Annotated in this window: 14 protein-coding genes; 10 read left to right on the forward strand and 4 right to left on the reverse strand. The window is 54.3% G+C overall.

Going from position 1 to position 18,328, the window contains the following annotated elements; all coding sequences use genetic code 11:
- Positions 1-46 precede the first annotated feature (46 nt).
- A complete protein-coding gene (locus tag BUA93_RS10395; RefSeq protein ID WP_072979133.1) occupies positions 47-592 on the reverse strand; it encodes a phosphatase PAP2 family protein in 546 nt (181 codons plus the stop codon).
- 183 nt (positions 593-775) lie between these two features.
- Between BUA93_RS10395 and BUA93_RS10400 the strand changes: the two genes are divergently transcribed.
- Positions 776-1,948, forward strand: a complete 1,173-nt coding sequence (locus tag BUA93_RS10400) for an acetate/propionate family kinase (RefSeq protein WP_072979135.1) — start codon at positions 776-778, stop codon at positions 1,946-1,948.
- Positions 1,949-2,122: 174 nt separating this feature from the next.
- Here BUA93_RS10400 and BUA93_RS10405 read toward each other — a convergent pair whose 3' ends face one another.
- Both BUA93_RS10405 and BUA93_RS10410 read right to left on the reverse strand, forming a co-directional pair.
- Positions 2,123-4,804, reverse strand: coding sequence for an Ig-like domain-containing protein (locus tag BUA93_RS10405; RefSeq protein ID WP_083597347.1), 2,682 nt, complete (start codon positions 4,802-4,804; stop codon positions 2,123-2,125).
- Between the two features lie 286 nt (positions 4,805-5,090).
- Positions 5,091-6,962, reverse strand: a complete 1,872-nt coding sequence (locus tag BUA93_RS10410) for an ATP-binding cassette domain-containing protein (RefSeq protein ID WP_072979139.1) — start codon at positions 6,960-6,962, stop codon at positions 5,091-5,093.
- A 72-nt stretch (positions 6,963-7,034) separates the two neighbouring features.
- On the opposite strand from BUA93_RS10410, the gene BUA93_RS10415 reads away from it, so the two are divergent.
- Both BUA93_RS10415 and BUA93_RS10420 read left to right on the forward strand, forming a co-directional pair.
- Positions 7,035-7,991, forward strand: a complete 957-nt coding sequence (locus BUA93_RS10415) for a porin family protein (RefSeq protein WP_072979141.1) — start codon at positions 7,035-7,037, stop codon at positions 7,989-7,991.
- A 113-nt stretch (positions 7,992-8,104) separates the two neighbouring features.
- Positions 8,105-8,935 carry an outer membrane beta-barrel protein gene (locus BUA93_RS10420; protein WP_139257986.1) on the forward strand — a complete coding sequence of 277 codons (831 nt, stop codon included), beginning with the start codon at positions 8,105-8,107 and terminating at the stop codon, positions 8,933-8,935.
- A gap of 227 nt (positions 8,936-9,162) precedes the next feature.
- On the opposite strand, the gene BUA93_RS10425 is transcribed toward BUA93_RS10420, so the two are convergent.
- Positions 9,163-12,243 (reverse strand): spermine/spermidine synthase domain-containing protein, encoded by a 3,081-nt coding sequence (locus BUA93_RS10425; protein ID WP_072979145.1) that lies wholly within the window; start codon positions 12,241-12,243, stop codon positions 9,163-9,165.
- 269 nt (positions 12,244-12,512) lie between these two features.
- On the opposite strand from BUA93_RS10425, the gene tyrS reads away from it, so the two are divergent.
- From tyrS to BUA93_RS10455, 7 genes are all read left to right on the forward strand, one after another.
- Positions 12,513-13,730, forward strand: coding sequence for a tyrosine--tRNA ligase (gene tyrS / locus BUA93_RS10430; RefSeq protein WP_072979147.1), 1,218 nt, complete (start codon positions 12,513-12,515; stop codon positions 13,728-13,730).
- 7 nt (positions 13,731-13,737) lie between these two features.
- Positions 13,738-14,694, forward strand: coding sequence for a 1-phosphofructokinase family hexose kinase (locus BUA93_RS10435; protein ID WP_072979149.1), 957 nt, complete (start codon positions 13,738-13,740; stop codon positions 14,692-14,694).
- 3 nt (positions 14,695-14,697) lie between these two features.
- Positions 14,698-15,366, forward strand: coding sequence for a phosphorylase family protein (locus BUA93_RS10440; protein ID WP_072979151.1), 669 nt, complete (start codon positions 14,698-14,700; stop codon positions 15,364-15,366).
- Positions 15,367-15,493: 127 nt separating this feature from the next.
- Positions 15,494-16,288, forward strand: coding sequence for a 1,4-dihydroxy-6-naphthoate synthase (locus BUA93_RS10445; protein ID WP_072979153.1), 795 nt, complete (start codon positions 15,494-15,496; stop codon positions 16,286-16,288).
- Between the two features lie 126 nt (positions 16,289-16,414).
- A complete protein-coding gene (locus BUA93_RS10450; protein WP_072979155.1) occupies positions 16,415-16,615 on the forward strand; it encodes a hypothetical protein in 201 nt (66 codons plus the stop codon).
- 25 nt (positions 16,616-16,640) lie between these two features.
- Entirely contained in the window at positions 16,641-16,805 is a 165-nt protein-coding gene (locus tag BUA93_RS16315; protein WP_175547424.1) for a hypothetical protein, read from the forward strand.
- A 4-nt stretch (positions 16,806-16,809) separates the two neighbouring features.
- Positions 16,810-18,327 carry an OmpA family protein gene (locus BUA93_RS10455; RefSeq protein ID WP_254793938.1) on the forward strand — a complete coding sequence of 506 codons (1,518 nt, stop codon included), beginning with the start codon at positions 16,810-16,812 and terminating at the stop codon, positions 18,325-18,327.
- The last annotated feature ends 1 nt before the right edge of the window (position 18,328 follow it).

Here is an 18,328-nt window from a genome sequence, read left to right on the forward strand (position 1 = left end):
AAAGAGATCCTTCGACTCGCTGCGCTCGCTCAGGATGACACCCCTGTTAAATCCCAAGAAGTCCTGAAACCGGAACCCATATCGCATGCGCAATCGCAAAACTCAAGATGCCGAGCAGGAAACCGCAAATAATATCCGTGAGCCAATGCACGCCGAAGTACACGCGCAAAAGTCCCCACGTGAGCGGCAACAGCATCATGATCCAGCCGTACTGCGGCACCGCATAAAATACCGCCGAGGCCACCGCCAAGTTGTTCATCGTATGGCCAGAAGGAAAACTGTACTTGTCGAGAGGCGGAACTTCCGCCTTGATTTGCGGATTCGCCGCAAATGGCCTCGGACGCTTGGTAGAAAGTTTAACGCCTTCGTACAAGGCGAGGGCCACTCCCACAGCCACCAAAGCCTGAGCCAAAATCGGCCAAAACGCCGACCATCCCAAATGCAAAAAAAGAACCAGTGCAAAAACGCCCCAAATATAGCCGTCGCCCAGGCGCACATAAAACTTGAGGAACTTCGTCGTCTTCTCGGAAAAATGCCGGTTGGTCCAATAAACCGAAACCCGGTTGTCAAACTTTGCAATTTTCTTGAACATCGCCTTGAATTTAGTTTTTTTTCGTACCCCAAAAGCCAACGCCAAGCCAAAATGCTATTATTCCCAATGCAAAATAAATGATGCGGTCTGGATCCTTCGCACATCCGTGCTCAGGATGACACTGGCCCAAAGGCGAAAGAATCCTAACCACTAACCACCAACCACTAACCACCGTTTACTACAATGCGCGTACTCGTTCTTAATTGCGGCAGCTCCTCGGTCAAGTTCGCCGTTATCGACACCCAGACCAAAGAATCCATCTCCAGTGGCCTCGTCGAAAATATCGGCGTGAATGGCCACGTGAAGGCCAAGGGCCCGGTCGGCAACATCGACTTCAATTTCGACTGCCCGACTCATGCCGAAGCCGTTGCCGAAGTGCAGAAGTTCCTCGCCGAACAGAAGCTCACCGACACCATCGAAGCCATCGGCCACCGCGTGGTGCACGGCGGCAAGTACGTCAAGAGCGAGCGCGTCACGCAGGAAGTCATTGACTACATCCGCAGCATCACGCTGTTCGCCCCGCTGCATGAACCCGCACACGCCACCGGTATGGAATGCGCCACCAAGTTCTTCCCGGGCCTCCCGCAGGTCGCCGTGTTCGACACCGCGTTCCACCAGACCATGCCCCAGAAGGCATACCTGTACGGCATTCCTTACGAATACTACGAGAAAGACGGCATCCGCCGCTACGGTTTTCACGGCACGAGCCACCGCTTCGTGACCGGCGAAGCCGCCAAGATTTTGGGCAAGAAACCCGAAGAATGCTGCTTTATTACGGCTCATCTCGGTAACGGCAGTTCCTGCTCCGCCATTTTGAACGGCCAGTGCGTAGACACCACCATGGGCTTCACCCCGCTGGACGGCCTGGTGATGGGCACCCGCTGCGGAAGCATCGACCCGGCCATCCTCTTCTACCTCAACAAGAAGTACGGCTACAACGTCGACAGGCTCGACAAACTCGTGAACAAGGAATCGGGCCTGCTGGGTCTTTCTGGACTTTCCAACGACATGCGCACCTTGACCCAGGCCGCAAGCGAAGGCCACAAGGGCGCCCAGATTGCCCTCGACGTATTCTGCTACCGCCTGACCCGCAGCATCGGGGGCATCGCCATGGCACTCCCGCGTATCGACGCCCTGGTGTTCACCGGCGGCATCGGCGAAAACAGTCGCGTTGTCCGCAAGACCGTCATGGAAAACTTGACCCTGCTCGGCTACCAGATCGACGAAGCCCGCAACGAAAAGAACGGCAAAGAATCCGGCCACATCATTAGCAAGGACGGCACCCCGACCGCCATGGTCGTCGCCACCAACGAAGAACTGCTCATCGCACTGGATACAGAAGCGCTGGTGAAGTAGGCGCGAGGTCGGATGCCTGCGGCATCCTTTGAGGTGTGAGGTCGCTCCACCTTACAGGTGTCGCTTTGAGGTTTCCTCCGAAAAAAAAGATATAAAAGAGGCTCCGCTAAGCGGAGCCTTTCTCACAGCGAAGCGAGCTCAAAGGCGCTCTGCGCCGAGCCCATACCTCACAATCTATTTAATCGTCCAGGTCTGCTTGTTCACCTGCAGGATTTTTCTGCCCTGCACCTGAGCGGCAGCGCTACGCACGTCGGCTTCGCTCACCGGGAGCTTGGCCTGCCACATCACGCGGCCTTGCATATCGAACATGGCGACTGTGCCGCGGCTTGCTGCGATGGCGCTTTGCCAGTTCATCTTCGGAGAGGCAATCACAGGAGCAAACGATGCAGGAGCTTCCTTGGCAATCACCAGCAGCTTGAACGTTCCGGAGAATTCGGCGTCGCTTACCGTAATTGCAATCGGGAACATGGTGCCCGGGGCAACGACGGAGTCCTTGGCGCTTGCAATCGAGATGATACCGTCCTTCATAGACCATGTGAACAAATCGGTTTTCTTAATCGGCTCGATCTTATAGGTCAGGGAATCACCATCAGGATCGGAAACGTTGCTGTTCAATTCGTACTTGAGGTTCCAGGTTTCTCCGAGGCCGGCATACAGGGTGTCGATGGCCTTTGCAATCACCGGGCGGTCGTTCGAACAGGCGATGACGGCCGGAAGGATGATTTCTCCCGTTGCGCCTTGTGAGTCCTTAGCGACGATAATGAGTTCGGCGTTGCCACAGGCGTTCTTGACCGACTTGACCTGGATAGCTCCCGTCGAGGTAATCACGATCGGGGCAAGCAGGCTGTCGTCGCTGCGGGCCGAGAAGGTAAGCTTGGTGGCGTCATCCGTATCATCGGTAAACCAGGTTTGCATTTCCTTTTTCAGGAAGGCAACCGGACTGCCAAAATCTTCCTTGAGAGCCGAAAGACGCTTGCTGGCCGTGTCTGCTACACCGGCGATCGCCTTCGGGGGTTGGTTCTTGTGTCCGACCGTAAGGATAACTGTTGCTGGTCGCGATGTGTCGCCCTTGTCGTTTACCACGACATATTGGAAGGAGTCGAGGCCCTCGTAATGTCCTGCATCGTAGGTGAACGAACCGTCTTCGGCAAGCTTGACGGTTCCTTCGCCAGCATTTTCCACGAGAATCGCGGTAAGCGTAGCCTTGGCGCTGTCGGGGTTCAAGTCATTCTTCAGCACGCCGGGTTTAGCAATCTTGTTCAGGGAATCCTGCACGACCTTGTAGCTGTCGTCGGTTGCGACAGGCAGGTCTTTGACTTCAAGCACATTCACGAAGAAGTTGACACCGACGGAATCCTTACCGGACTTGGCCCAGAAGGTGAGCTTTGCGAGTCCGTTGGCGTTTGCAGTCGGGGTGAACAGGATATAGTGGGATCCGGCGGCATGGCTGTACTCGGCCTTCACGATTCCGCTGGAAGTGACGCCGTAGGTTACGGTTTCGAGACCGTCGGGGTCATCGACGACGAATGCGGTTGCGGGAATTTCGAAGGCGTCTGTCGCATCCGGATCGAAGTCTTCGTCAAGCTGGAGGGTGTCCTTGAAAAGGGCTGTGTCGAGGCTTACCAGAACCATCGGGTCGTTGACGTCGGTCACGGTGATGGTTACCGTTGCCGGCTTGCTTTCAAGGCCGCCCTCGTCGGTGAGGGTATAAGTGAAGACGTCTGTTCCGGCAAAGTTCGGGTTGGGCGTGTAGGTGAAGCCACCGTTCAAGTTGCCTGCGGAATTCGTATCCATTTTGAGCGTGCCGTTTTCCGGTTCGCTGACAACGGTAAGTGTCAGCGGAGACAGGGAATTCGGGTCATCGACATCGTAGTCGTTTTTCAGAAGGCCGGGAACCTTGACCTTGAGAACGGAATCTTCCTTGACGGTGTAGGTGTCGTTCACGGCGACCGGAGCGTTTTCCCTGTTAGCGACTGTTACCGTGAGTGTGTAATCAACGGGATCGTTTTCTCCATCGTCTGCTTGCAGGACGACCGTTGCTGAGCCATCCGTATTGGCGGCTGCCACCATATAGATATGGTCGGTCTGCTCATAGGAGGTCTTTGACTTGATGAACGAGGCGTTGGCCTTGCCACTCGTAATCAAGGCGGTTACGAGCGCATCACCGTCATCGTCACTGAAAATCGTGGAGAGGTCGATGTCCAGGGTGTCGCCTTCGTACAAGGTGGCGGAACCCGTTTCGGTCCCAACGAGGACAGGGGGCTTGGTCTCGCACTTGTCACCGAGGATGATGCTTGCGATTTCAACGGTGTTCGTGTTGAGAGTCGTTGTCGCGTGGGTATTCTTGAAACCGAACTGGACTCCGATTTGCTTGGTAATGTTCCAGGTGACCGTCGTCGTGGATTTCCACCCCTGCTTCATGTCGGCAAAGGCGATGAACTGTTTCTTGAAACCGCTGGAAGCCTTCAGTTCCGAACCGTAGTAGTTGTCGTCGGTAATGGTGGACTGCTTGAAGTCCACGCGGAAAGGAGCCGTTGACTTGTAGGTCAGGCACATGCCCGTGTAGCCGGAAAGCGAAACCGGAACATCGTTATAGGCGGCGTTCTGTTCCCATGCGAAACCGAAACCGGCTCCGTTGCTTGCGCTGCCAGCCTTGGCCGCCATGCTGGCGACCTTGACGTTATCCGCAGTCGTCGATGTGTCGATTGAAGCGCCGGTACCGTATTTGTAGGAGTACCAGTAGGCGGGAGCTTTGACGCCTGCGCCTTCAGGTCCCCAAACCGTTGCAGAAGCCGCGAAAGCGGAACTTGCCAAGATGCCCAAGGCACCCATATATGAAACCATTTTTTCCATCATAATAGACCTCTTATGATTTCCCTTTAATATCCATCCTTCTAAATGTAATATAAGGATATGAATATTGCAACTTGGGATAATGAAAAATAGGCGTCTCGGGAAGTATTTGTAAACTTTTGTAAATAAAACGGTCCGTTAACCCGATTTATCCGGAGGGGGAAGCCTCCCCCTGCTTGCAGCCTTGCCTTGTTGTCACCCTGAGCGAAGCCTGTCGATAGAATCCAAGGCAAGGCTTCCAGCACCTCCTCGCCTAGGGGCCTCAGTTCCCGGCCCCTAACACCCCGGCTTAACCCAGCGAGTCGAGTTCCTCGTAGCGTTCGTAGGCCTTTTCGAGTTCGGCTTCGCGGTCTGCGATTTCTTTCTGCAGTTCCACGATGCGGGCGGCGTTCGTGAACACTTCGGGTTTAGAAAGTTCCGTCTGGCGTTCCGAAATTTCCGCTTCGAGTTTTTCGATTTTCTCGGGGAGGGCGGCGTATTCGCGCTCCTCGTTGTAGCTGCGTTTTTTCTTTTTCGGAGGAGCGCCGGCAGACCCCGCAGGGGCCTGCGCCGCCGAAACCGCTGAAGAATTCTGTGCTGTCCTCGCCGCCTTTTCCGCTTCTTTTTCGGCGGCAATACGCGCTGCCGCCGCCGCTTCCTTGTCGCGGATTTTTTTCTTCGCCTCGTAGTCGTTGTAGCCGCCAACCGATTCAAATACGTTGCCGCCATCTTCAATCGCCAGAATACTTGTGGCGACAGAATCGAGGAAGGCACGGTCGTGACTTACGGTAAGCACCGTTCCCTTGTAATCCGCAAGGAGTTCGGCGAGCAGGTCAAGCGTTTCCATGTCGAGGTCGTTCGTCGGTTCATCGAGAACGAGAACGTTGCTCGGGTGGCTAAAGAGGCAAGCCAACAGCAGGCGGTTGCGTTCACCGCCGCTAAGCGCACTGATGGGACCGCGGGCGCGATCCGCCGAGAAAAGGAAGTCTTGCAGATAACTTAATACATGGCGCTTCACGCCATTTAACATCACGTACTGCTGGCCATCGGCGATGTTTTCCACCAGCGACTTGTCTTCGCGGAGCCTTGTACGCATCTGGTCGAAATAGGCGATTTGCAAGTTCGTGCCGAGGCGTACTTCGCCGGTGTCGGGCTTGAGTTCGCCCAGAATCAGGCGTAAAAGCGTCGTCTTTCCGGAGCCGTTCGGCCCTACGATTCCGATGCGGTCGCCGCGGGAAACTTCGGTCGAAAGTCCGCTGATGAGAGGCTCCCCATCGTAGGAGTAGCTGACGTCGGTGAGTCTTGCCACCAGGCGCCCCGAACGGTCGGCCTCGGTAATCTGCATATTCACGTTGCCCGTTCGGGTGCGGCGCGCCGCACGCTCCTCGCGCATTTTAATAAGCGCCCGCACGCGGCCCTCGTTCCGGGTCCGCCGCGCCTGGATTCCCTTGCGAATCCAAACTTCTTCTTCTGCAAGCCGCTTGTCAAAAAGCGCATTCGCCTTGTCCTCTTCGGCAAGCGCCTGGTCCCTAAACTGTACGAACTTGTCGTACGGGAAATCCCAGCAGCGTACACGGCCTCGGTCCAAATCAAAAATGCGGTTTGCAACCCGTCGCACAAAGGTGCGGTCGTGGCTTACGAATAAAAGTGCGCAGCTTAGTCTCGTCACGATTCCTTCGAGCCACTGGATCGCGGGAATGTCCAGATGGTTCGTGGGTTCGTCGAGCAGCAACAGGTCCGGGTCCTGCGCAAGGGCTCGCGCAAAAAGTGTCCGGCGTTTCTGCCCGCCGCTCAAGCTGTCGTATAATGCCTCGGGATCGATTCCCGTCTTTCCCAAAATCGCCTCGGCGTGGGTGTCGCGCGAAGCGTCGTCGCCAATCTTCCATGCGGCCGAATTTCCGACAGAAACGGCTCCCATCACCACATCGCGAACGGTTCCATCAATATGCGCGGGAATCTCCTGGATCATGCGCGAAATCCGGAGTCCGGTCTTTTTCACGATGTCACCCGACTGCGCCTCGGTCTCGCCCGAAAGCACCCTTAAAAGGGTGCTCTTGCCGCAACCGTTGCGGCCGACCAGACAAATCCGGTCGCCGGCCTCGATGTCAAAGCTCACGTTATCCAGCAACGGGGCGTTCGCCCCTATTCGCAACAACAGGTTCTGGGCAGAAAGAATAGGCATGTCACAAATTTAGAATTATTGATCGGCATTTTTTTTGTCCGCTTTCCCCGAATTTTTGTTATAATTAAAAGTATGAAAACCTTTTCGCTGTCGAACCGTTTGGCTGTCGTTCTTCTTGCAGGTGCCCTCGCTTCCCCTCTCGCCTTTGCACAGGGTGTTTTTGAAGGTTCCGGCGAAGTGAGCGACCCGAACTGCGTGGGTGACGGTTGCGGCTATGTCCCTGCCGAACAGGCCTCCGAACAAGACTTCCAGTACGGCGAAAATTCAGAAGTATCCTCCGCCGAATCTGCTTCTGGCGAGCAGGTTCCCGCAGATAGCGTCGTTTCCGACAGCACCCTTGCCGATTCCGCCAAGGTGGCGACGATGAATATCGACGAGGAAGACGACGATGCTCCCCATTACGTTGCCGAAAATGCAGCGGAATACCGCGCGCGCAAAGAGGGCTTTTCGAGGGGCGTACAGTTCGGCGTCCGCGTGTCGGGGGGCGTAAACAAGAGTTTTGGACAAAAATCCGGTGATTGGAATATCGGGCCGGAATTCGGGGCTGGCCTTATGGCGCGGCTTCCGCTCGGTGAATCCTTCGGTGTGGCGACCGAACTGAACTTCAGCTACCGCCACTACGGTTACGAGAGTGAGTCCGATTACGGCGAGTACGAGGCGACCGTCAAGGAAATGCTGTTCGAAATTCCGGTCATGGGACAGCTCGTCGTTGATGAAGACGGCCTTTTCTTTGCCTTGGGCGTGAACCTCGGACTCAAGATGAGCGGTGAATCCGAATTCAAGCAGACCATTACAGCCGAGGGCCACAAGTCGAAGGAAACGCGCAGCAATACGATTCCGACGGTCGGAGTGGAGATTGGCGGGCTTGCCGATATCGGTTATGTGGTGAACCGCTGGCTGGTTATGGACCTCAGGGTCGTGCAGAACTTCACGAACGTGTTGGACCTAGATCGGATTGCGGAATCGACTCTAATGCATTCAAAACTTTACACGATGCATGTCTCGCTCGGTGTTACGCTGCTGCTCTAGTAGGGGGCCCCAAAGGCCGCTCTGTTAAAGTAAAAAAAATTTTCTACACACTTTTGGCCCGCTGAAATTATTTTTTAAGCGGGCTTTACATATTCATTTATTATTATTGAATCATGGATTTAAAGAGATTGAGTGTAATTCTAGCCACGGCGTTTGCGCTTTCCGTACCCGCCATGGCCCAGGACGATTCTTCTGACGACGAGGGATGGGCGACCGCTCCGTCCGCCGAGAGTGCTTCGGAAAACGATGCTCCTGCTTACGACGGCTCTACCGACAGTGAGTTTGCGAACGACGAGGAATACGCTAGCGCGTATGCCCGCTACAAGGCGGAGACCACGAAGAAATCGGAAATCAACCGTATGCGTAACGAGGGCTTTGCCCGTGCCGTGATGCTCGGTATCCGAGCCCAGGTCGGTACCAACACCTTCTTTGGCGAAAATTCCGATGGCTGGAAGATGGGGTTCCAGGCGGGCGGCGGCTTGATGCTCAAGATGAATTTCATGCTGAAGGACCTGAGCCTTGTTCCGGAACTCACCTTCAACTACCGTCACTACGCCTATGAAAAGGATATGAACATCTACACGAATACGGGTAGCATCGACATATTCATTTTCGACATTCCGATTATTTTCCGCTATACGTTCGAAGACTACAACTTCTATGTCGGCTTGGGCCTGAATATGGGTCTCAAGCTCAACGGAACGTCCGAGTTCAAGAACGGTGCCGCGACGGAATCCCAGGACAACACCATTTCCACTTCCGGTATGGAAGTGGGCGGTGCCTTCGATCTCGGTTACATGCTTACCCGCTGGGTCCACGTGAACATTCGCGTGGTGCAGTGCTTCACGAGTCTTTCGAACAAGTCGCTTATGCGCGAAGACATCTTCCTGGAATCTTCGCTCAACACGTTCTACACGACGGTCGGCGTAAGTTTCCTGTTCTAGTCGCTTATATACAGCATTGTTTGACGGGCCCTCAAGGGGCTCGTCTTTTTATTTCCCTACAAAGTCATACGATGGAATTTTGCTTTGGATCCCGTCGGAACTCTGTTCCTTTGGATGACGGTCTCACTCAGGTCATCCTCGACCGAAGGGAGACCGGATAGCACTTGGTTACTAGTAACCTTAGTGCGCATGGTCCCCGAATGGGGAGAATCCTGTAGATGCGTATTTTATTGGTTTCTTCTTGCCCGTTGGATTTCGCGCTCGATCAGGCGCTTCTCCACGGCAAAGAAGTCTTCGTTCTTCTGGATGGCGTTCTCGTAGACGATGTTCGCAAGTTCCGGTTCGCCAGCGAGGAGGGCGATCACGATGCAGTTCCGCAGGAAAATGTCGCCCATGTCGTTCATCTCGTAGCGGTCGAAGAAGTCTGCAATAAGGAGTGCCGCCTGCTTGTACACGCCTTGGCGTGCCGCGTCCATGATGTTGAATTCGTCGACAAAGCTGCGGGGGAGCGCGCCTGCGTTCACGGCTTTGCTCACCTTGATATAGACTTCGTCGGAGTCTCGCGCTTCCATCGGGACTGCGCGTATCCACTCGATGTAGTTCTCGCGGAATTTCTGGTAGCCGGTAGATGCTTCAAGTTCGGCAAGGCGCGGGTCTTCCGGCTGAATGCTGTCTGCGGTAGCGGAATCGGCAACGATGGAATCTGCGGCAACCTTGGAGGCGACGCTATTTAAGGTCCCTGCGCTAGTCAAGGTCACTGAGCTTGCCGAAGTGACCGTTGGCTCGGCAGGTTCACCAACCTTTGTTGCGGTCGAGGCGGCTATCGAATTCGAAGTCTTTTTTGCGGCGATGAGTTCGTCCGCATAGGCTAGCAGGGCAGTCTTCTTGAATTCATCCTTCGGTTCTTCAAGCATCGCCTTTACGCGGGCGGGTCGGCGGAGCGCATAGTCCTCGGGGTCCAGGTACTGCTGCCAGCAAATTTCACAACTGTCGAACACGCTCACGATGTGCGCCTCGGAATGAACGAAGCGCGCTTCTTCGGCCTTGTTGTCGACCATTGGAATGAACAGGCTGTTCGGCTTTACACCTTCGAGTAGCGACTTCAGCATCTTGTTTGTGAAGAGGAAGTTCCTTTCGCCGAAGAATTCCGGGTCGCGGTGGATACGCTTGAATTCCGCTACCAGCGCCGTATCCGTAGAGAATCGTCCAATTCCCTTCTGCATCACCGGTTCGTCGCTTGCAATCATGATGATGTCCGGTTCATCGGTGGATTTATACAAACTAACGTACGGGAAGACCGTATCCAGAGCTTTCAGAATGTTCAGGAACATTAGGTCGTTGAATTCATAAGTCTGAATCCACTGCACCCAAAGGCCGCCCGGCCTCATGTAACGGCGCATCTTGGCGTAGAACTCATGCGCAAAGAGGCCTGCCACGCCGCTTATCCAGGGATTGCTGGGCACGCTGATAATCATGTCGTACTTGCGGCGGTTCGTATGGAAGAACGTCGTCGCGTCATCAATATAGATATGGATGCGCGGGTCATCGTAGCCGCGGTAGTTCCACGGATAAAAGCCCTTCGCCAAATCCATCATGGCTTGCTCGATTTCCACACAATCGAAGTCCCTGAGCAGGGGGTCGGCGAGCAGGTAGTGTGCGCCCATGCCGCTACCGAAGCCCACCATGGCAGCGTCGTACGGTTCCGTCTTTACAGCCATGGGCATAAAGGCGGTTGCCGCCTGCGTGAGTTCGTCGCTTGAAATTGGTGCCTCGCGGTTCTTACTCATGCTGGCATCGGCCTTGCCGTTGGTCTTCACGTAGTAATGCACCGGCGATTCGTGGAAGCTGATAGTTGCGGTTTTTCCGTCGATTACCTGAATCTTTTCGTTGGGGTGCATGTTCTTGTAGCTGCGGAACACGCCCGAGGTAATCAGCGACGGATCGAACTTCATGAAGATGGCGGGCATAATCATGACGCACACCATGATATAGAACATCACGCTGTAACGGAAGCGCTTGCGATAAATCACCAGTAAGATAAAGCCGATGGCGAAGTCAAGTAAGGCAGCCGTCACGAGTGCGCCCTTGAGCTGCAACAGGGGCAGTAGCAAAAGTCCACCGCCTGCCGAACCGATAATGGAACCGAGCGTATTCCAGCCGTAGACCTTGCCAATCGGGGCTTCGCTCTTGAAGGCGCGAGTCAAAATCAAGGTAATCAACGGGAGCGTCATGCCGGCAAAGAAACTCGTAGGAATCATCCAGAGCATCGAAAGCGCGTACTTGAACAGGCTCCAGCAAATGTAACCGTCAGAAGTCGGATTGAAAATCTGGTTGGCCTCGTTCATCATGCCCCAGAAGGGCTGATGGAAATACAGTGTGCAAAGCGCAAAGAAGGCCATAAAAATCTGTGCCATCGAAAGGACGACGAGGCTGTCCTTCTTCAAGAGTTTTCCGCTTACCGCAGAACCCAGCGCAAGCCCCAAGATAAACGCCGAAAGCATCTGGTCAAAGCTATGGCTCGAAGAACCCAGCAACAGCGACAGCAGGCGAATCCAGACAATTTCATACACGAACGAGGTGAGACCCGTAATCGCCGCTATCCAGAACCAGGTATCCTTCGGCGGCATCGCAAGTTTGTGCTCCGCCACATAATCTTCGTCGTGGACTTCGGGGGCATCTTCATCTTTGGATGCCACAGGCGAAGTTGTCACGCCAATAAAGCTGAATACTGCCGCCAGCAAGAAGTTGATGGAGGCCGCCACGCATAAGGTGGCATGGTTGCCAATTTCAGGAATCAACAAGTAGCTGGTCGCCAAGATACCGATGGCTGAACCGAGGCTGTTCGTAAAGTAAAGCATCGGGAGTGAAACTTCGGCACCGCTCTTGCGCATGAGACCCGCCGCAATGAACGGGAATGTCATGCCCACCGCAATCGCAATCGGCAGCGTCGATCCCGTCGCCAGAATCACCTTGGCGATTTCGGCCCCGCGACTGGTCAAAGACGCCGTATATTCAGAATCGTAGAAAATCCCCGTCAGCCAGTTGTACAGCGGGTGGTACGCCACGCCACCGATACCAATAGCAAGTTCCACTATACCGTAACCCAGCAAGGGGCGCTTGGTATGCACCACCATCTTACCCGCCACAAAGCTGCCTATGGCAAGCCCGCCCATGTAAATGCAGAGCGTGAGCACCTGGCCGTAGCTGGAATGCCCCAGGAAAAGTTTAAGGTATCGCGCCCACGAACCTTCATAAATCAGGCCCGCGAACCCGGACAGGGCAAACAGGAAATAGACCAGGATGTTCATGATGTAAATTTATATAAAAAAGACGCCGTTATATGTAAAAGAATTTTATGGATCTTAGTGGGACCAACCGTCGGTCCGTCTTTCCTCGAGAAGGTCCGATGATGTCTCTTTTGTGGGGTCGCTCTCACTTGCCGCCAAACCCAATTTGTCTAATTTTCTATATTTGTCCTGTATGAAAATTTATTCCTTCTTCATGGGCTTTGTGTGATTAGTTGTGTTAACGATTTTATCTAACCACTAACCACCGAACACGAACCACTGAGAAAATTATGCAATTCCGTCCTGTAAAAGAACAGCTTGAAATTTTGATGCGCGGCGTTATCGATGTTGTGCCGCAAGAAGAACTCGAAAAGAAACTCCAGAAGTCCTACGATACTGGTGTTCCGCTCCGTATCAAGATGGGCGTGGACCCGACGGCTCCGGATGTTCATTTTGGACATACGGTGGTGATGCGCAAGCTCCGCCAGTTCCAGGATTTGGGCCATACCGTCGTGCTCATCGTGGGAGACTACACTGCCCAGATTGGTGACCCCAGCGGTCGCAACAAGGCCCGTCCGCGTCTCACCCACGAACAGGTGCTCGAGAACGCGAAGGAATACCAGGAACAGTTCTTCAAGGTCGTCCGCCGCGACCAGGTGGAAATCCACTATAACGGCGAATGGTTCAGTAAGCTTCCGTTCAGCAAGGTGACCGAACTCATGGGCCAGTTCACTGTGGCCCAGATGCTTGAACGCGAAGACTTCCACAACCGCTACACGGCCAACACGCCGATTAGCCTGCACGAGTTCATGTACCCGATGATGCAGGGCTACGATTCCGTGGCCATCAAGAGCGACGTGGAATTGGGCGGCACCGACCAGAAGTTCAACGTGCTTCGCGGCCGCGACTTGCAGCTTTTCGAAGGCATGGAACCGCAGATCGGCCTCTTCATGCCTATCCTTCTCGGTACCGACGGCAAGGTCAAGATGAGTAAGTCCATCGGTAACTACGTGGGCCTGAATGAACCGGCCGACGTGATGTACCACAAGATTTACAGCCTCGCCGACAGCATCGTCGAAAACTGGTTCGAACTTCTGACCAACATTCCGCTTGCAGAAATCAAGCAGATGATGGCGGACATTGCCGCGGGCAAAATGAACCCGAACGATGCGAAGCACCGTCTCGCCATCGACATCGTGACGCAGTACTACGGCGCAGAAGCCGCCGAGGCCGCCGCTGCCAAGGAACGCGAGATCCACAGTGGTAACGCCATCCCCAGCGATGCCGCCGAATGCAGCGTGGCGGCCGGCACCTACGGTGCCCTGGACCTGCTTGTTGAAATCAAGGCCTTCGCCAGTAAGGGCGAAGCTCGCCGCATGGTCCAGAACGGCGGCGTGAAGATTGCCGGCGAAAAGCTTGCCGATCCGCAGGCCCAGATCGAAATCAAGGGCGACGACAACCTCGTCGTCCAGGTGGGCAAGCGCAAGTTCTTCAAGGTGAATTTCTAGGCAGCTCATGTCGCAAGAAATCCTGATTCTCGGGCTCAATCCCGCCTGGCAGCGCCTGTTCTACGTGGACAAGTTTACGCCGGGCGAGGTGCATCGCATCAAGAAGGTCGAAGAGTACGGTTCCGGCAAGGGAATCAACTGCGGCCTGGTTCTCCGCCTTTTAGGCGGGGTGCCTCTCATGATGCATTTCCTGGGCTCCGAACACGGTTCGCGTATTTTCGATGAGATTTCCGCTTACGGAATCCAGCAGGCGCCCGTGTGGATCAAGGAACCTACGCGCATTTGCACGACCGTCGTGAGCGAGGGGGAGTCTACCGAACTCATCGAGCCCTCGCCGGTCCTTTCCGATTTCGAGAACGAGGACTTTATCCAGACGCTCAACGATTACTGGAGTACGACGCAGAGTGTCGCTTTGTGCGGAACATTCCCCCAAGGCTTCAATCTGTCGCTGTTGAACGACCTGGATTTCACGGGTAAAAAGATATACGTCGACGCCATCGAAGGCATTGACGGCTGGCTTGAAAAGGGCGTCGAGCTTCTCAAGATCAACATGCAGGAGTACTGCAAGTTGCTCACTCGCCTCGGTCTCCCCATAGTGCTATCGAGTCCGCAGTTCTGGAAAATGACAGCGACCGCCGTGCTGGAACGCCTCCCGATCAAGAACCTGGTGGTCACCGACGAGGATTCCCCGGTTCGTGCCTTCCGCCTGGTCGAAAAGAAGTTCCAGGGCGTGCAGATACAACCCCCGCAAATCCAGGTGAACAACCGTATCGGTGCGGGAGACTCTTTCTTTGCCGGTTGGCTCTTTGCCGACAGTCAGGGAATGGAATTTGAACAGTGTCTCGTCAAGGCGACTGCTGTCGCGACGGCTCGTTGCGAAGTTGACCGACCCTGCAATCTCAAAGTGGAACGCGTTGCCGAGCTTGAAGCTTCGCTTGCGGATGCAGTCGAAAAACTGGAGTAGCCGATGGATTTCCCCGGTCGTGACCAATTGTTTGCGTTTGCGACTCCGGCGGAGTTCGCCTCCTTCTTTCCCGAGTATGCCGATACGGCAGACGGTGTTGTTTCAGATAAATTAATTGAACTTTCGGATGGTCGTGGCTATGCCTGCGTCTTGGGTATCGGTATCCTTAATTTTGCGACAAATCTGACTTTCCTGCTAGGGGATGCCAAACGTCGCGGAATCTCTATTTCTGCCGTGTTTATTCTTGGCGTTTGTGGCGCGTATCCTGGCCGCGGAATCGATGTGCTCGATGTTGTGCGTGTAGATGCCGAATCTGTTGGTGATATGGGGTATCAGGACCGTGACGGTTCTTTTTATCCGTTCCCGAGTTCCGTGCGTGCGACTGCGCCGGAACATGCGCCCGCCCATCTGCAGAAGTTGAAGTCAGTGGTGGGCCTTACGGTAAACCGTTGCACGGGTACCGAGGAACTGGGCCTGTCCCGTTCCAGGATGTTCGATGCCGATATCGAAAATATGGAAGGCGCTGCGGGAATTGCAGCCTGCATGGCTTGTCGCGTGCCGGTCTTTGAAATCCGCGCCGTAAGCAATATGGCTACCACCCGCGACCGTGAATCCTGGAAATTCAACGAAGCTCTTGCCGCCCTAAGAAAATGTGTAATGTGTGGTGAGTAGTAAGTAATGATTGATAATCCATTCCACACTTCACACCCCACACCTCGCACTTCACACCCCACACTTCACACCTCGCACCCCACACCTCATACCTCATACCTCATACCTCATACCTCATACCTCTATTATGCGTCTTTCTCTCGGTATTTCCACTTGCCCTAACGACACCTTTATCTACGAGGCCCTCATTCACGGTCTCGAAAATTCACCTTTCGAATGGGACGTCCACTTTGCCGATGTGCAGACCTTGAACGAGATGGTGCGCCGTGGCGAACTCGATGTCGCGAAGGTCAGCGCTCAGGTCTATCCTAAAATCGAGGCGGATTATATCTGCCTGGGTTGCGGTGGCGCCATCGGCTACGGCTGCGGCCCACTACTGCTCTCCTCCGAGTCGCAGGAGTTCAATCCGGAGCTTCCCGTGACGCTTCCGGGCTCCGAGACGACGGCGGCGCTCCTGTACCGTTTCTGGCATTCCAGGACGCAGTCTGTGCCGTTATCCGTAAACTACGCCCTCTTTGACCAGGTGTACCGTTCCCTGCGCGAAAAGAGCGCCCCGCAGGGGGTCGTTATCCATGAACACCGTTTCACCTGGAAGCGCGACGGGCTCTACCTGCTTCAGGACCTGGGTGCCTTCTGGGAAGAAAATACGGGAACACCCATTCCGCTCGGGATTGCGGTCGCTCGCCGTACGCTGGGGTCCACGGTGATCGAAAAAGTGGAAGCGGAAATCCGATCGAGTCTCCGCGTGGCCCAAAATCGCCCCGAAATGGTGACCCCGTTCATCGACGAAAAGGCGCAAATCGACGATCCCGAAGTCATGAAATCGCATATCCGGATGTTCGTGAACGACTTCTCCGAAAGTGTGGGGGAGCGCGGAAGGGCGTCCCTGGAACACTTGTGGCGGTTAGTTAAAAGTGAATAGATTGTTAAAAGACGAAAAAAAATGCGTTTTTTGGTTTATTTTGAACAATTTTTTACAAAATCGCAGATATTTAGTCCTAACATTAATTTATTTTCCCATACAGCATCTTTATTTTGGAGTTTGCTTATGAGTTTAGTGAATGATCTTGAACTGGAAGTCGAGAACTTCAAGCGCGAGTACGAAAAGTTCGAGCGCGGCAACAAGTCTGCCGGCACCCGTGCCCGCAAGATTTTGCAGGACATCAAGAAGACCTGCCAAGAGATTCGTGTGTCTATCCAAGGCGCCAAAAAAGAAGAGGAAAAGGCCGAACCGGCATCTGCCGATTGACCTCAAGAGGACTAGATATACCACGATGAATCGTCTTTTTCGACATTTTATTGGAAAAAACGGCTTTTTTTCTGAAAATCGTTTGACTAAAGCCGTTTTTGAAGGTATATTCCCACTTGAATTTTTACGCTTGTCTTTTTGGCAGGCCAAAGGTTTTAAACTAAAGTGTTCTATGATTGGAGAAACGTAGCAGTATGACCCTAAAGAAACTGGTCTTAATCACGGCCGGGGCGATGCTTCTTTCTGGAACCGCCATGGCAAAGAATATCAATGTTCCTGGCGATTACTCAAAGATTGCTGACGCTCTCGGTAATGCGGATGCTGGCGATACCATCTTGGTGAAGCGTGGCACCTATAACGAAAACATCACCCTGATCATGGGTGTCGTACTTAAGGGCGAGGATCCCCTTACGACCATCATTGATGGTGGCCGCAGAGGTCCGACCGTCATGGGTACTTCGGGCGCCGAAATGTCGCACTTCACCGTGAAGAACGGTATCGAAGGTATCCTTTGCGAAAACGCTGCCCCCTACATCCACCACTGCTATGTGCTTGATAACCACGCTACCGGTATTGGTGCGTTTATCTCGCTCCCGCATCTCCGCAACAACGTGGTGTACGGCAACCGCTGGTCCGGCATCCTCGCTTGGGGTGCCAAGTCCCTCGACGCCTTTATCGAACATAACGTCGTGCTCCGCAACGGCTATTCCGGCCTTGCTCTGAAGGGTCCGACCAACGTGATCGTCCGCAACAACATCTTCATGGAAAACCACTACTACGGTGTGTTTGCCGATCCGGCCGCCGGCCAGACGAAGGTGGAATACAACAACATCTACAAGAACTACTACCCGTTCAACGAATTCATCAAGGTGAACCGCACGAACGTTTCCCTCGACCCGAAGTTCGTGAACCACTCCCTTTCGAAGCCGAACTTCTACTGCCAGTCCACCTCGCCGATGCTCAAGCGCGGCAAGGGCAAGGCTGACATCGGCCTCACCGCTACCGAGCTGGTGAAGGAAGAAGAAGTCGTCGAAGAAACCCGCAACCCGGATTCCGATGGCGATGGCCTTTGCGATCCGTGGGTTTCCGAAGAAGGCCTCTCCGACAAGTATGCATCCGTCTGCACGGGCCTCGACAACTGCCCCGAAGAAGCCGAAGACTTCGACGGTTACCAGGACGACGACGGCTGCCCGGATGCCGACAACGACCGCGACGGTCTCTGCGACCCGTGGGTCGAAGCCAAGGGTATGCTTTCCCAGTTCGCTCACATCTGTAAGGGTGTGGACCTCTGCCCCGAACAATCCGAAAGCTTGAACAGCTACAAGGACGACGATGGTTGCCCGGACGAAGTGCCGCAGCCGCCGAAGAAGGTCTTTGTGCTTGAAGGTGTGAACTTCGAATCCGGTAAGGCTACGATTACCCAGGATTCCTACATCTCCCTGATGAAGGTGGTGGACATTATGGAAACCTTCACCGAAGCTACGTTTGAAATTGTGGGTCATACCGATAACGTTGGTAAGAAAGAAAAGAACATGCAGCTTTCCGCTGACCGTGCCGCTGCCGTGAAGAACTTCCTGGTGGAAAAGGGCATCAACGAAAGCCGAATTGTCACTTCGGGTAAGGGTGACACGCAGCCGGTCGCCACGAACAAGACCCCGGAAGGCCGCGCCCAGAACCGTCGTATTGAGTTCATCCGCACGGATATCAATTAAA

It is taken from the genome of Fibrobacter sp. UWH4 (assembly GCF_900142475.1).
GTDB lineage: Bacteria > Fibrobacterota > Fibrobacteria > Fibrobacterales > Fibrobacteraceae > Fibrobacter.

Excerpts from the sequence above, each read along its gene's own strand:
- BUA93_RS10395 (WP_072979133.1), bottom strand. The coding sequence starts at position 592 with ATGTTCAAGAAAATTGCAAAGTTTGACAACCGGGTTTCGGTTTATTGG.
- BUA93_RS10400 (WP_072979135.1), top strand. The coding sequence starts at position 776 with ATGCGCGTACTCGTTCTTAATTGCGGCAGCTCCTCGGTCAAGTTCGCC.
- BUA93_RS10405 (WP_083597347.1), bottom strand. The coding sequence starts at position 4,804 with ATGATGGAAAAAATGGTTTCATATATGGGTGCCTTGGGCATCTTGGCA.
- BUA93_RS10410 (WP_072979139.1), bottom strand. The coding sequence starts at position 6,962 with ATGCCTATTCTTTCTGCCCAGAACCTGTTGTTGCGAATAGGGGCGAAC.
- BUA93_RS10415 (WP_072979141.1), top strand. The coding sequence starts at position 7,035 with ATGAAAACCTTTTCGCTGTCGAACCGTTTGGCTGTCGTTCTTCTTGCA.
- BUA93_RS10420 (WP_139257986.1), top strand. The coding sequence starts at position 8,105 with ATGGATTTAAAGAGATTGAGTGTAATTCTAGCCACGGCGTTTGCGCTT.
- BUA93_RS10425 (WP_072979145.1), bottom strand. The coding sequence starts at position 12,243 with ATGAACATCCTGGTCTATTTCCTGTTTGCCCTGTCCGGGTTCGCGGGC.
- tyrS (WP_072979147.1), top strand. The coding sequence starts at position 12,513 with ATGCAATTCCGTCCTGTAAAAGAACAGCTTGAAATTTTGATGCGCGGC.
- BUA93_RS10435 (WP_072979149.1), top strand. The coding sequence starts at position 13,738 with ATGTCGCAAGAAATCCTGATTCTCGGGCTCAATCCCGCCTGGCAGCGC.
- BUA93_RS10440 (WP_072979151.1), top strand. The coding sequence starts at position 14,698 with ATGGATTTCCCCGGTCGTGACCAATTGTTTGCGTTTGCGACTCCGGCG.
- BUA93_RS10445 (WP_072979153.1), top strand. The coding sequence starts at position 15,494 with ATGCGTCTTTCTCTCGGTATTTCCACTTGCCCTAACGACACCTTTATC.
- BUA93_RS10450 (WP_072979155.1), top strand. The coding sequence starts at position 16,415 with ATGAGTTTAGTGAATGATCTTGAACTGGAAGTCGAGAACTTCAAGCGC.
- BUA93_RS16315 (WP_175547424.1), top strand. The coding sequence starts at position 16,641 with ATGAATCGTCTTTTTCGACATTTTATTGGAAAAAACGGCTTTTTTTCT.
- BUA93_RS10455 (WP_254793938.1), top strand. The coding sequence starts at position 16,810 with ATGACCCTAAAGAAACTGGTCTTAATCACGGCCGGGGCGATGCTTCTT.